This is a genomic window from Pantoea sp. Taur, from assembly GCF_009830025.1.
GTDB classification, from domain to species: domain Bacteria; phylum Pseudomonadota; class Gammaproteobacteria; order Enterobacterales; family Enterobacteriaceae; genus Pantoea; species Pantoea communis.
Window position 1 is genome coordinate 186,484 of the sequence record NZ_SZZZ01000004.1, and the last position, 14,012, is coordinate 200,495.

12 protein-coding genes and 1 tRNA gene are annotated in these 14,012 nt (G+C 53.8%); 8 read left to right on the forward strand and 5 right to left on the reverse strand.

Annotation, left to right across the window (positions count from 1 at the left end; genetic code table 11):
- Positions 1-3 precede the first annotated feature (3 nt).
- A complete protein-coding gene (locus FD744_RS07660; protein ID WP_160867898.1) occupies positions 4-3,207 on the forward strand; it encodes a type I restriction endonuclease subunit R in 3,204 nt (1,067 codons plus the stop codon).
- A gap of 282 nt (positions 3,208-3,489) precedes the next feature.
- Here the strand turns inward: FD744_RS07660 and FD744_RS07665 are convergent.
- A tRNA-Arg gene (locus FD744_RS07665) sits at positions 3,490-3,566 on the reverse strand.
- A gap of 168 nt (positions 3,567-3,734) precedes the next feature.
- Positions 3,735-4,238, reverse strand: coding sequence for a DUF1198 family protein (locus FD744_RS07670; RefSeq protein ID WP_160867899.1), 504 nt, complete (start codon positions 4,236-4,238; stop codon positions 3,735-3,737).
- Between the two features lie 176 nt (positions 4,239-4,414).
- On the opposite strand from FD744_RS07670, the gene folD reads away from it, so the two are divergent.
- Positions 4,415-5,281: a bifunctional methylenetetrahydrofolate dehydrogenase/methenyltetrahydrofolate cyclohydrolase FolD gene (gene folD, locus FD744_RS07675; protein ID WP_160867900.1), complete on the forward strand. Its 867-nt coding sequence runs from the start codon at positions 4,415-4,417 to the stop codon at positions 5,279-5,281.
- A complete protein-coding gene (gene ybcJ, locus FD744_RS07680) occupies positions 5,281-5,493 on the forward strand; it encodes a ribosome-associated protein YbcJ (protein WP_034828230.1) in 213 nt (70 codons plus the stop codon). Before folD ends, ybcJ begins: the two co-directional genes overlap by 1 nt.
- A gap of 172 nt (positions 5,494-5,665) precedes the next feature.
- On the opposite strand, the gene cysS is transcribed toward ybcJ, so the two are convergent.
- Positions 5,666-7,051 carry a cysteine--tRNA ligase gene (gene cysS, locus FD744_RS07685; RefSeq protein WP_034828229.1) on the reverse strand — a complete coding sequence of 462 codons (1,386 nt, stop codon included), beginning with the start codon at positions 7,049-7,051 and terminating at the stop codon, positions 5,666-5,668.
- 218 nt (positions 7,052-7,269) lie between these two features.
- Between cysS and ppiB the strand changes: the two genes are divergently transcribed.
- The 4 genes from ppiB to purK all read left to right on the forward strand — a co-directional run bounded on the left by ppiB (position 7,270) and on the right by purK (position 10,242).
- Positions 7,270-7,764 (forward strand): peptidylprolyl isomerase B, encoded by a 495-nt coding sequence (gene ppiB / locus FD744_RS07690; RefSeq protein ID WP_034828227.1) that lies wholly within the window; start codon positions 7,270-7,272, stop codon positions 7,762-7,764.
- The gene (lpxH, locus tag FD744_RS07695) at positions 7,764-8,480 is read left to right on the forward strand and encodes a UDP-2,3-diacylglucosamine diphosphatase (protein ID WP_160867901.1); all 717 of its coding nucleotides are present in this window, start codon (positions 7,764-7,766) and stop codon (positions 8,478-8,480) included. Before ppiB ends, lpxH begins: the two co-directional genes overlap by 1 nt.
- 191 nt (positions 8,481-8,671) lie before the next feature.
- A complete protein-coding gene (gene purE / locus FD744_RS07700) occupies positions 8,672-9,181 on the forward strand; it encodes a 5-(carboxyamino)imidazole ribonucleotide mutase (RefSeq protein ID WP_038648460.1) in 510 nt (169 codons plus the stop codon).
- A complete protein-coding gene (purK, locus tag FD744_RS07705) occupies positions 9,178-10,242 on the forward strand; it encodes a 5-(carboxyamino)imidazole ribonucleotide synthase (protein WP_160867902.1) in 1,065 nt (354 codons plus the stop codon). Before purE ends, purK begins: the two co-directional genes overlap by 4 nt.
- Positions 10,243-10,286: 44 nt before the next feature.
- On the opposite strand, the gene ybbP is transcribed toward purK, so the two are convergent.
- Both ybbP and ybbA read right to left on the reverse strand, forming a co-directional pair.
- The gene (gene ybbP, locus FD744_RS07710) at positions 10,287-12,704 is read right to left on the reverse strand and encodes a putative ABC transporter permease subunit YbbP (protein ID WP_160867903.1); all 2,418 of its coding nucleotides are present in this window, start codon (positions 12,702-12,704) and stop codon (positions 10,287-10,289) included.
- Positions 12,701-13,387: a putative ABC transporter ATP-binding protein YbbA gene (gene ybbA, locus FD744_RS07715; RefSeq protein ID WP_160867904.1), complete on the reverse strand. Its 687-nt coding sequence runs from the start codon at positions 13,385-13,387 to the stop codon at positions 12,701-12,703. The genes ybbP and ybbA overlap by 4 nt, the downstream gene beginning before the upstream one ends.
- Here ybbA and tesA point away from each other — a divergent pair.
- Positions 13,355-13,981 carry a multifunctional acyl-CoA thioesterase I/protease I/lysophospholipase L1 gene (gene tesA / locus FD744_RS07720; RefSeq protein ID WP_224934094.1) on the forward strand — a complete coding sequence of 209 codons (627 nt, stop codon included), beginning with the start codon at positions 13,355-13,357 and terminating at the stop codon, positions 13,979-13,981. The two genes, ybbA and tesA, sit on opposite strands and share 33 nt — an antisense overlap.
- Positions 13,982-14,012: the final 31 nt, after the last annotated feature.

Below are 14,012 nucleotides of genomic sequence, written 5' to 3' on the forward strand. Positions count from 1 at the left end.
CACATGATCACCTTCAAAAACGAAGCGCAATTTGAGCAGGCCTTTATTGAAGTACTCACCCACAAAGGTTGGGAGTCGGAAATACTCAAAAACAAAACCGAGGCCGATTTGTTGCAAAACTGGGCAAATATTTTGTTCGAAAATAATCGCCAATGTGACCGGTTAAACGATGTACCGCTCACCAACAGTGAAATGCAGCAGATTATAGAGCAAATCAACGAACTTAAAACCCCGCTAAAACTAAACGGTTTAATTAACGGTAAAACCGTAGCCATTAAGCGGGATAACCCTGCCGATAACATACATCTAGGTAAAGAAATCAGCTTAAAAATTTACGATCGCCAAGAAATTGCCGCAGGCCAAAGCCGTTACCAAATTGCGCAACAACCGAAATTTGAACGCGGCAGCCCTTTGCGTAATGATCGCCGTGGCGATGTGCTGCTTCTGATCAACGGTATGCCGGTAATTCATGTAGAGCTAAAGCGCAGCGGAATACCGGTTAGCCAAGCCGTAAACCAAATTGAGAAGTATAGCAAGGAAGGCGTATTTAGCGGCCTTTTTTCGCTCATCCAAGTGTTTGTGTCCATGGAGCCTAACGAGGCCAAATACTTTGCTAATCCTGGGCTAGACGCCAAGTTTAACCCAGATTATCAATTTAACTGGGCCGATTTTAACAACGAGCCCATGAACCACTGGAAAGACATTGCCTCCACACTGCTTTCAATCCCTATGGCGCACCAGTTGATTGGCTTTTATACCGTTGCCGACGATACCGACGGCGTGCTTAAGGTCATGCGCAGTTATCAATATTACGCCGCCAATGCCATATCGGACAAAGTAGCCAAAACCAACTGGCAGCAACTGGGTAGCGCGGCCAATAATCCCGATCGCCTCGGGGGTTACGTGTGGCATACCACGGGTTCGGGTAAAACCATGACCAGCTTTAAATCCGCACAGTTGATCGCACAATCCAAAGATGCCGATAAAGTCATTTTTTTAATGGACAGGATTGAGTTGGGCACCCAGTCGCTCACGGAATATCGCAATTTTGCCGGCGATGGCGAAGACGTTCAAGCCACCGAAAATACTCACGTACTCATTACCAAATTAAAAAGTACCGCTCCCGCCGATACGTTAATTGTTAGTTCCATTCAAAAAATGAGTAATATTTTTGAAACAATAGATGACGAAGGCACGGCCACAAACTCTGTGGATATTGAAAAAATTCGCGCTAAACGTTTAGTGTTTATAGTCGATGAGGCGCATCGCTCTACCTTTGGTGAAATGTTGAGCATCATTAAACATACCTTTCCGCGCGCCCTGTTTTTCGGGTTTACCGGCACACCGATTCAAGAAGATAACGAAAAAAACGGCAATACCACCAGCACCGTATTTGGTAACGAGCTACATCGCTATAGCATTGCCGATGGCATACGCGATGGCAACGTATTAGGTTTTGACCCTTACAAAGTGCCTACATTCCGAGACAGTGATCTAAGACAAGCGGTCGCGTTAGAGCAAGCCAAAGCCAACTCAGTTAAAGAGGCCATGGATAGCCCAGCCAAAAAGAATAAATTTAATCACTTTATGAATAATGTGCCTATGGCTGGCCATAAAGACATCACCGATAAATATCATAAAGGGATCGAAGATTATGTGCCTAAAAGCCAATATTTAACTGATACACACCAAGAAAAAGTCGTGAGTGACATTTTGGATAAATGGGATGTGCTCAGCCAAAACTATAAATTTCACGCTATTTTGGCGACTAACAGTATTGCCGAAGCCATCGACTATTACCGCCGCTTAAAGACCGCAAAACCTGAACTTAAAGTATCGGCTTTGTTTGACCCAAATATTGATAACGACGGCAGTGGCGATCGTGGTTCCACCTTTAAAGGCGATGGACTGGACGAAATCATGGCCGACTATAACGCGCGTTATGGCCATGATTTCGATTTTTCTCGCCATGCGGCTTTTAAGAAAGATTTAGCGGCACGCCTTGCCCATAAAAAACCTTACGAGCGCATTCAAAACGAGCCATCGAAGCAATTGGATTTGCTGATTGTGGTGGACCAAATGCTCACTGGCTTTGACTCCAAATGGCTTAACACCTTGTATTTAGACAAGGTGATTAAATATCAAAATATTATTCAAGCTTTCTCGCGCACCAACCGCTTGTTTGGCCCCGACAAACCCCACGGCATCATACGTTATTATCGCTATCCACACACTATGGAGCAGCACATTAACGATGCAGTAAAACTCTACTCCGGCGACAGAAAAATCGGCTTATTTGTTGATAGGTTAGAAAGTAATCTTAAAGCCATGAATGAATTAGTGGCGGACATTACTGAGCTTTTCGTCAGTGCAGGGATTGAGAACTATGAAAAACTGCCAGACGATATGGAAACCTGTGCCCAATTCGCCAAATTTTTTAACACCTTTAGCCAGCACCTAGAAGCAGCTAAGGTTCAAGGCTTGCATTGGGAACAGTCGGTCTATTCATTTACTGAAGATGATATAGAACATGAGGTAACACTGGCGATAGGCGAACAAACTTACCTAAGCTTGGTACTGCGCTATAAAGAGTTGGTAAGCAAAGATGGCGGTGGCGGTGGTGGTGATGTGCCTTATGACATCAGTGGTTATTTAACTGAAATAGATACCGGAAAAATCGATGCTGACTACATGAACAGCCGCTTTGATAAATATTTAAAGGAGCTGAACCAGCATCAAGACCCGACGAGCATCGAAATCACATTAAATGAGCTGCACAAGTCGTTTGCATCGCTCACCCAAAGCGAGCAAAAGTACGCCAAGCTCTTCTTGCACGACTTGCAACGCGGTGATGCACAGTTAATTGAAGGCCACACTTTTAGAGATTACATCAACACCTACAAAGATAACGCCGAAAATGTGCAATTAAACGCAGTTGTTCATGCTCTTGGTTTAGATAAAGGACTACTCGTTGCATTAATGGCTGATAGTATTAATGATAAAAATCTCAACGATTTTGGTCGCTTCGACGCCTTAAAAGACACTGTAGATAAAGCGAAAGCTAGGAGCTATTTTGAAAAACAGGATGGTGTAACGTTACCTCTTTTTAAGCTGAATATTCGTATTGATCAGTTTTTAAAGCAGTTTATTTTTACACAAACGGATGACTTCTCAAGTGACAAAGATGTAGTTGGTGTAGTGATGTGATGGACGTCTCTCAGCGTAAGTTCTGGCACACTTATGCTGAGTTTTCTTAATTTGTATTAACTCATACCAGACCTGACAGCCACCAGTTAGCTATACAGGTATTTGTCAGATTACATTTTGCTAAAACTTTTCAGCCCAGATGTCCTTCGCAGACAACAAATATTATTTTCTATGATGATTTCCTTCTAAATTTACATTGGTAGGATTCGCGAAAGAATTATTCAGCCACATGGGGAAATAAATCAAAGAAAGAAATTTCAGCAGAGGAGTATTGACTTGAAATGGCACGCCCTACAGGATTCGAACCTGTGACCTACGGCTTAGAAGGCCGGTGCTCTATCCAGCTGAGCTAAGGGCGCATAGTGGTTGCGTCGGATTATACGTTTGCACGCTCTCGCGTCAACGTTTTTGCCGCCCTGCGGCTCCAGAGTGTTGAATCATTGAACAATTCGTCCTGAAGACCGAGCAATACGCCCCACGCCGCGCGCCATCCGTCCTCAATACCCATGCCCAACACTCCCCGCCTCTCAATGCCGCTTACGCCACTCGCTCATCGACACCAAATTACTCACCTCACCCGCCTCACCTTCCAGCTCGATCCCCTGCTGCGTAAACCGCGCATTATACTGCTCCCGCAATGCATGCAGTTCCGCACTCTCCGGCTCCAGCTGACGCAGAAATCCCAGCGCCAGCAACAGCTGCTGCCGCGATATCAGTCCCGAAAATCCAGCTTTAGTCAGAATCCCGTGCCAGCGCACCGCGTTCTCGTCGCTACCATCGACAATCAACACCTGCCAGATCAGCATCACCGCTGCGCCGTTAGCCAGATGGGATTCATTATCGCCCGCGATGTAATCGGTGAACTCTTTTGCCGCATCCTTACCGATCAGCGACAGCATCGATTCGATGTGCACAGGCGGCAGTTGCAGCCTTTTACTCAGCGCCTGCGCAGCATGGCGCGAACCGGCCGTCAGTAGTTGAAACCCTACAACAAACACCACCGCCAGCGTGGCGAGTATTAACCAAATCATCACGGCATCCACATAATTTCCTGAGGGACATAATACGCGCTAAGGCGGTCTCACGTCACTGCGGAAAGTCGTGAAACGCACGGGTGAAATGAATCTCTACCTGACAGCCGGACGCGCTTCTGACAGAATAGGCGCCAATCCCCGATTTAACTCTCTACAGATGGATTTCCTCTCTGATGGCAGCAAAAATTATTGACGGTAAAACGATTGCGCAGCAGGTGCGCCTTGAGGTTGCCGAAAAAGTACAGCAGCGACTGGCAGCCGGTAAACGTGCACCAGGTTTGGCAGTAGTGCTGGTGGGTGAGAACCCCGCTTCGCAAATCTATGTCGCCAGCAAACGTCGCGCCTGTGATGAAGTGGGCTTTATCTCCCGCTCTTACGATCTGCCTGCGACCACCAGCGAAGCCGAACTGCTGGAACTGATCGATACGCTGAACAATGACAGCGAAATCGACGGTATTCTGGTTCAGCTGCCGCTGCCAGCCGGCATCGATAATGTCAAAGTGCTGGAACGTATCGTGCCGGACAAAGATGTCGATGGCTTCCATCCGTACAACATCGGTCGTCTGTGCCAGCGTGCGCCGAAGCTGCGTCCTTGTACCCCACGCGGCATCGTCACGCTGCTGGAGCGCTACAATATCGATACCTACGGCCTGAACGCCGTGGTGGTTGGCGCATCCAATATCGTCGGTCGTCCGATGAGCATGGAGCTGCTGCTGGCGGGCTGCACTACCACCGTCACTCACCGTTTCACCAAAGATCTGCGTCATCACGTTGAGCATGCCGATCTGCTGGTGGTGGCGGTCGGTAAACCGGGCTTTATTCCGGGTGACTGGATCCAGCCAGGCGCGGTGGTGATTGATGTTGGCATCAATCGTCTGGAGAGCGGTAAAGTGGTGGGCGATGTGGATTTTGCGAGCGCGTCTGAGCGTGCGTCTTACATCACCCCGGTTCCCGGTGGCGTCGGTCCCATGACCGTCGCGACCCTGATTCAAAATACATTAGTCGCGTGCGAAGAGTATCACGACGTGGAGGAGGCATAATGGCCAGTTTTTCTTTGGGCGAACATGCTCACGTTGATTTGTGTGACCTGCTGAAACTTGAAGGTTGGGTACAGAGCGGTGCGCAGGCAAAAGTGGCTATCGCGGATGGCGAAGTCCGTGTTGATGGCGCAATTGAAACGCGTAAGCGCTGCAAGATTGTGGCTGGCCAGAAAGTTGAGTTCGCGGGTTATAAAATTACCGTTGTAGCTTAAGCGTTCAGGCAATGAAAAGGGGCGAACCGTGGTTCGCCCCTTTTGCTATTCTGCGGCTGGTAAATTCAGGTACGTATTAAGGCGAACCCTGCAACCTGAAAATTTGGGTGCTGATGACAGCGCACCCTTCAATCTTCAAATTCGAGTGCCGATAAACGCGCACCCGACACTATTACTTACGACGCCAGCTCGAACCCTGCGGACCATCTTCGACAATCACGCCCAGCTCATTCAGCTTGTCACGCGCCACATCCGCCTGTGCCCAATCTTTTGCGGCACGCGCATCAGAACGCGCTTTGACCCAATGCTCGATTTCCGCCACTTCGTCATCATTCACCTGCGCACTGCTCTGCAGGAACTGCTCTGGATCCTGTTGCAGGATGCCGAGCACGTTCGCCAGCTGACGCAGTTTCGCGGCCAGGGCATCAGAGGCGGCTTTGTCTTCGGTTTTCAGACGATTGACTTCACGCGCCATATCGAAGAACACCGAGTAGGCTTCCGGCGTATTGAAGTCGTCATCCATCGCAGTGCGGAAGCGCGCTTCGAACTCTTCGCCGCCTGCTGGTGTGGCGCTGGCATCGGTGTGACGCAGCGCGGTGTAGAGACGCTCCAGCGCCGCACGAGCCTGATTGAGGTTATCTTCGCCGTAGTTGAGCTGGCTGCGATAGTGGCCCGACATCAGGAAGTAACGCACGGTTTCCGCATCGTAATGCGCCAGTACATCGCGCACGGTGAAGAAGTTGCCCAGTGATTTCGACATCTTCTCGCGGTCGACCATCACCATGCCGGAGTGCATCCAGTAGTTGACGTAATCGCCGTCGTGCGCACAGGTTGACTGCGCCACTTCGTTTTCATGGTGCGGGAACATCAGATCCGATCCACCGCCATGGATATCGAAGTGGGTGCCGAGCTGTTTGCAGTTCATCGCGGAACACTCAATGTGCCAGCCCGGACGACCGTTGCCCCACGGCGAATTCCACGCGGGCTCGTTAGGTTTGGACATTTTCCACAACACGAAGTCCATCGGGTTGCGTTTGATCTCGGTGATTTCAACGCGCGCGCCCGCCTGCAGCTGAGTCAGATCCTGACGCGACAGCACGCCGTAACCTTTGTCGCTCAGCACATCGAACATCACGTCGCCGTTATCGGCCACATAAGCGTGTTTGCGTTCGATTAAACGCTCAACCAGTTCGATGATTTCAGGGATATGGCGCGTGGCACGCGGTTCCAGATCCGGCGGCAGGATGCCCAGTGCGTCAAAATCTTTGTGCATTTCAGCGATCATACGGTTGGTCAGCGTTTCGATGCTCTCACCGTTCTCGTTGGCACGTTTAATGATCTTGTCTTCAATATCGGTAATGTTACGCACATATTTGAGCTGATAGCCCACATAGCGCAGATAACGTGACACCACATCAAATGCAACGAAGGTACGCCCATGGCCGATATGACAAAGGTCATAAACCGTAATTCCACAGACGTACATGCCGATCTGACCAGCGTGGATCGGTTTGAATTCCTCTTTCTGACGGCTCAGGGTGTTATAGATCTTCAGCATTGAACGATTCCGTTATTAACGTTTGCGGGATACGCCTTTCCAGCGTAGCTGGGTATTGTGCCGTATTTTTCTCAGTTGTGCATCGCTCGCTTACCTTCTGTGGCTGCCTTACTGACGAGCCATCGGAATTTGTGATATAAGAGGCGTCTACAAAAATGCCCCGCCGCTTAGCAGGCGCGGCAGTTGATACTGACGACACCCGTAACAGGACGAATATAATGGTCACTTTCCAGACGAACCATGGCGACATCGTAATCAAAACCTTCGATGACAAAGCGCCGGCTACCGTGAAAAACTTCCTGGACTACTGCCGTGAAGGTTTCTACGACAACACCATCTTCCACCGTGTTATCAACGGTTTCATGATTCAGGGCGGCGGTTTCGAGCCTGGCATGAAGCAGAAAGACACCAAAGAAGACATTCGTAACGAAGCCAACAACGGTCTGAAGAACACCAAAGGTACGCTGGCGATGGCCCGTACTCAGGCGCCACACTCAGCGACTGCACAGTTCTTCATCAACGTAGCAGACAACGACTTCCTGAACTTCCGTGACGAAAGCCTGCAGGGCTGGGGTTACTGCGTGTTCGCTGAAGTGGTTGAAGGCATGGACGTGGTTGAGAAAATCAAAGCGGTGAAAACGGGCCGCAGCGGCATGCACCAGGACGTTCCGGTTGACGACGTTGTCATCCAGAAAGTGACTGTTAGCGAGTAATGTCGCGCACGCTGTTTATCGCAGATTTGCATCTGTGCACAGAAGAACCGGCAATTACTGCCGGTTTTCTGCATTTTTTGCAGGGTGAAGCGCGCGATTGCGATGCGCTTTACATCCTCGGCGATCTGTTTGAAGCCTGGATTGGCGATGATGATCCTAATCCGCTACATCGTGAAATCGCTGCTGCACTAAAAGCCCTGCCGATCCCCAAATTCTTTATCCATGGCAATCGAGACTTCCTGCTCGGTAAACGTTTTGCGCGTGCCAGCGGGATGACGTTGCTGCCGGAAGAACAAGTGCTCAGCCTGTACGACCATCGCGTGCTGATTATGCACGGCGATACCTTGTGCACTGACGACGAAGGCTATCAACGCTTCCGCGCCAAAGTACATCAGCGCTGGCTGCAACGCTTGTTCCTCGCCTTGCCGTTGCGGATTCGTATGCGCATTGCCGCACGTATGCGCGCCGACAGCAAGCAAGCCAATCAGCACAAGTCGATAAGCATCATGGATGTTAATCAGCAAGCTGTGATCGATACGATGACGCGCCAGCAGGTGCGGATTCTGATTCACGGGCATACTCACCGTCCGGCGGTGCATGAGCTGTTGGTGCAAGGTGAAAGCGCCCAGCGCGTGGTGCTCGGTGCCTGGCACGAAAATGGCTCAATGATTCAGGTCGATGCCGATGGCGTGCAGCTGATCGAATTCCCGTTTTAAAATCGAATCCTGAAATAGTCGGGCGCATTCGTGCTCGACACTCAGCGGGATGAAGATTCCTCTTATCGCACCATTGCCCGTTTTCCGGCCACGCAACCGTTTTCCTTGCTCTCTTCTCATGCTATTCTCTGTGCCCTTCTTTACCTGCCCGCCCGGCCAGGTTCGTTTGACTATTCACAGGAGTTGACCGCATGTCATCCAACGCCACCCCGGCTCGTATCGCCATCGTCATGGGTTCTAAAAGTGACTGGGCTACCATGCAGTTCGCCGAGGAAATTCTTAACAGCCTGGATGTTCCGTTCCACGTTGAAGTGGTCTCTGCTCACCGTACGCCAGACAAACTGTTCAGCTTTGCCGAAACCGCCGCAGATAACGGTTTCCATGTGATCATTGCCGGAGCGGGCGGTGCTGCGCATCTGCCGGGCATGATTGCTGCCAAAACCCTGGTGCCAGTGCTGGGCGTGCCGGTACAAAGCGCCGCGCTGAGCGGTGTGGATAGCCTTTACTCCATCGTGCAGATGCCGCGCGGCATTCCTGTCGGCACATTGGCGATCGGTAAAGCCGGTGCGGCTAACGCTGCGCTGCTGGCGGCACAGATTCTGGCGGTGCATGACAAAGAGCTGGCGGCGCGTCTCGCCACCTGGCGTCAAACCCAGACTGATGAAGTGCTGAACAACCCAGATCCGCGGGTGGATGCATGAAACCGGTTTGCGTACTTGGCAACGGTCAGTTAGGCCGTATGCTGCGCCAGGCGGGCGAACCGCTGGGCATCGCGGTGTATCCGGTAGGTCTGGATGCTGAACCTTCTGCCCTGCCGATCGCCGAAAGCGTGATCACCGCAGAGATCGAGCGCTGGCCGGAAACCGCGTTAACGCGTGAGCTGGCGTTGCATCCGGCGTTTGTGAACCGCGATATCTTCCCGCGTCTGGCCGATCGCCTTACGCAGAAACAGCTGCTCGATCAGCTGAACCTGGCGACGGCGCCCTGGCAGTTGCTGGCGGATAAAAGCGAGTGGCCGCAGGTATTCAGCTCGCTGGGCGAACTGGCGATTGTGAAACGTCGCACCGGCGGTTATGACGGTCGCGGTCAGTGGCGTTTACGCGCTAACGAAACCGATTCGCTGCCGGATGAGTGCTACGGCGAGTGCATCGTTGAGCAGGGCATTAACTTCAGCGGTGAAGTGTCGCTGGTTGGTGCGCGCGGTCAGGATGGCACCACGGTGTTCTATCCGCTGACGCATAACCTGCATCAGGACGGCATTCTGCGCACCAGCGTGGCATTCCCGCAGGCCGATGCTGCGCAACAGCAGCAGGCGGAAGCGATGCTTAGCGCGATCATGCATGAGCTGAAGTACGTTGGTGTGATGGCGATGGAGTGTTTCATCACGCCAGAAGGCCTGCTGATCAACGAACTGGCGCCGCGCGTGCACAACAGCGGTCACTGGACGCAGAACGGCGCGTCGATCAGCCAGTTTGAGCTGCATCTGCGTGCGGTGCTGGGTTTGGCTCTGCCTAAGCCGGTGGTGTTCGCGCCGTCGGTGATGGTGAATCTGATTGGCACCGACGTGAATGTCGACTGGCTGCAACAGCCGCTGGTGCATCTGCACTGGTATGACAAAGAAGTGCGTCCGGGCCGTAAGGTTGGGCACTTAAATCTCACCGATAGCGATCAGGCACGCCTTGCGGCGGCGCTGAACGCGCTGGTGCCGCTGCTACCGGAAGAGTACGCCAGCGGAATTGCCTGGGCGGTTGAGAAGCTGTAAATGAAAAAGGCCGCGCAAGCGGCCTTTGATTTTTGTGCACTAGATTAAGCCGCTTCGAATCGCCTGAACAGCGCCTTCCCTTTCAGCAGTCGCACGCCCAACCAACCACCGCACAGCGACAACAACAGCGCGCCGCAAATCGGTAATGCCATCCACAGCGTCCAGTCCGGCTCCCAGGGGAAATCGAAGATTTTACGCTGTAATCCCCACAGCGCCGCTTCTGCGCCCAGTGCCGCCGCGATCCCCGACACCACACCAAGCAAGGCAAACTCGCACCACAGCGTGCCGCGCAGCAGGCGTTTACTCGCGCCCAGCGTGCGATACACCACCAGCTCTTGTCTGCGTTGACGCATACCGACCTGAATCTGCGCCAGCAGCAGCAGCACGCCGCACACCGTCACCAGCACCACCATGATCTCCAGCGCCTGACTCACCTGCGCCAGCACCAGACCGATCTGCTTCAGCATGCTGCCGACATCCAGCAAGCTCAGCGTCGGGAAGGCGCGATTGAGCTGCGCCAGCAGCGCCGGATTGCTGTCCATGCGGAAGCTGGTGAGCCAGGTTTGCGGCTGTTGGTCCAGCGCGCCCGGCGGGAAGATAAAGAAGAAGTTCGGCCGCAGGCTTTCCCAATCCACTTTGCGCAGGCTGGTGACTTTGGCGCTGAACTGTTGGGTATCACCGCTGAAGGTCAGCGTATCGCCAAGCTTCAGCCCAAGGCGATCCGCCAGCTCCACTTCCATCGACACTTCACCCGCTTTCGGTGGCCAGCTTCCGGCCAACAGCGGATTGTGATCCGGACGCTCTGCTTGCCACGTCAGATTCAGCTCGCGGTTCAGCGCGTTATCCATCTTCGGATCGGCTTCTTTGCCGTTCAGCTCCGTCAGACGCGCACGTACAATCGGGTAATAGGATTCCGGTTTAATATGATGCTGATTGAGGAAGTCGCGCACCTGCGGCACCTGTTCCTGCGTCATGTTAAGCAGGAAATAGTTCGGTGCATCCGGCGGTAACTGCTGCTGCCAGCGATCCAGCAGATCGCCGCGCATCACCAACAGTAACGCCAGCAGCATAAAGGAGAGCGAAAATGCCGCCAGCTGGCTCAGCGTCATCACCGGCTGTCGTAGCAGACGATTGATTGCCAGACGCATCGCCAGATCGCGCACCACCAGCTTACGCAGCAGCAACAGCGTGCCCCAGCCGAGCAGTGACAGCAGCAGCGCCAGCATCACCACGCCCGCCAGCAGCGCCCACAGCATTTTGCTGCCGCCCATCAATAACGCCAGCAGGCCGACCACCACCAGCGCCATCGCGGGAAGATAAAACCGCAGCGGCCAGACATTCGCCACCGCATCGCGCCGGAGCACACGCAGCGGCTGAGTTGCCATCAGCAGGCGATAGGGGCGCAATCCCACCAGCAGCGAAATCACAAACATCGCGCCAATCGCCCACAGCCACGGCCAGAAGCTGGCGGCAGGCAAGGCGGCGGGCAGCACTGGTTTGAGCATCGCCAGCAGGATGACCTCAATCCCCTGCCCCAGCACGCTGCCTGCGATGGCCGCCAGCAGCAACACCGCCAGCCACTGGCCGATGATCAGCCGTTGTAAGGCTCTACGCGTGGCGCCCAGCGTTTTCAGCACTGCCACCAAATCGTAGCGACTGCGGCAGTAATGGCTCATCGCTACCGCCACGGCAGCAATCGCCAGCATCAGCGTCAGCAAGGCAGAGAGCAGCAGGAATTGCTGCGCACGCTGCATCGAGCGACCCAGCGCATCTTCGGAGTTCTCGACGCTGATCCAGCGCTCACCGGCTTTTAACTGCGGCTGGATCCAGCTGTCATAACGCGCCAGCGGAGCCGGATCGCCGGAGAACTTGTAGCGCCAGCTGAGTCGGCTGCCGGGCTGAATCGCACCGGTTTTATCGACATCCGCGAGGTTCATCAGCAGGCGCGGCGCCGTCTGGAACGGATTAAAGCCGCCATCCGGCTCCTGAATTACTTCACCGGCAATACGCAGCGTGGTGTCACCGACATCAACATTGTCGCCAACTTTCAGATTGAGCAGCGCCAGCAAGCGTGGCGCGGCCAGCACCGTGCCCGCCTGCGGTTTTAATCCCGGCGGATCGGTCTGCAAGGTGCCGAACATCGGATAGGCATCATCCACCGCTTTCACGTCCGCCAGCTGCGGCGTCTGATCGGCGAAGGTCATGGTCATAAAACTGAGCTGACGACTGACGGAGAGCCCTTCATCGCGCGCTTTTTTCAGCCAGGCTTCCGGCGCGGGCGCGCTGCTGCGCAGGGTACGATCGCCCGCCATAAAATCACGGCTCTGCTGGCTCAGCCCTTTCTCCATGCGATCGCTGATCGAGCCCAGCGCCAGCACGCAGGCCACCGCCAGCGTCAGTGCCAGCCAGACAATCAGCAGCGACGGCGAGCGCCATTCACGCCAGAACCAGCGCCAAATCATGTCTCCTCCCACAGCTTGCCGTCGCGCAGGCGCAGCCGGCGATCGCAGCGCGCCGCCAGTTGCTCATCGTGCGTCACCAGAATCAGCGTGGTGGCGAAATCGCGGTTAAGGGAGAAAAGTAAGTCGGCGATGCGATCGCCGGTTTTGCGGTCCAGGTTGCCGGTCGGTTCATCGGCGAACAGCAAACCGGGACGGCCGCTAAACGCGCGTGCCAGCGCCACACGCTGTTGTTCCCCGCCCGAAAGCTGCGCGGGCAGATGATGCAGACGATCTTTCAGGCCAAGTTGCGTTAAGAGATCCACCGCCTGGGCGCGGCTATCGCGATCGCTGTCACCGCGCAGCAAGGCAGGCAGCTGCACGTTCTCCAGCGCATTGAGCGTTGGCACCAGCATAAAGGACTGGAACACAAAGCCGACTTCCCGCGCGCGCAACGCGGCACGTTGCTCTTCGTTCATATGATGCAGCGGCTGGCCGAGCAGATTGACCTCGCCGCTGCTGCCATCGTCCAGCCCGGCCAGAATGCCCAGTAATGTGGATTTGCCGGAACCCGATTCGCCAATCAGCGCAATGGTCTCAGCTGGTTTGACAACCAGCTCAACTCCGGTAAGGATGGTCAGCTGATGCTCTCCCTGACCGACGGACTTAGTAAGATGATGAACTGCAACAATGTTTTCCGCTGGCATTATCCCTTCCTGTTGTTATTGCTTCTGCTGGTGTCCCGCATCGCCGCCGCCGATACATTGCTGGTACTGGGCGACAGCCTGAGCGCCGGGTATCGCATGTCCGCCACTGCGGCATGGCCCAGCCTGCTCAATAAAACCTGGCAACAGCAGCCCCAGATTATTAACGCCAGCATCAGCGGAGATACCGCCGGACAAGGGCTGGCGCGTTTGCCTGGCCTATTAAAACAGCATCAACCCCGTTGGGTGTTAATCGAATTGGGCGGTAACGATGGCTTACGCGGCTTCCCGCCTGCCAATATCGCGCAGGATCTGAGTAAAGTGATCGACGAAGTCAAAGCGGCTAAAGCGCAGCCGCTGCTGATGCAAATTCGTTTACCCGCTAATTATGGACGTCGTTATACCGAAGCGTTTAGCGCGATCTATCCGCAGCTGGCACAGCAGTACAACATTCCTCTGGTGCCCTTCTTTATGGAGCAGGTCTATCTGAAGCCGGAATGGATGCAGCAGGACGGTATTCACCCCAATCCGGATGCGCAGCCGTTTATTGCCAACCTGATGGCTAACGAACTGGCTCCGCTAGTAAAGCAGAATTAAAGCAGGCGTGTGATTTTTAACAGGTAAAGAA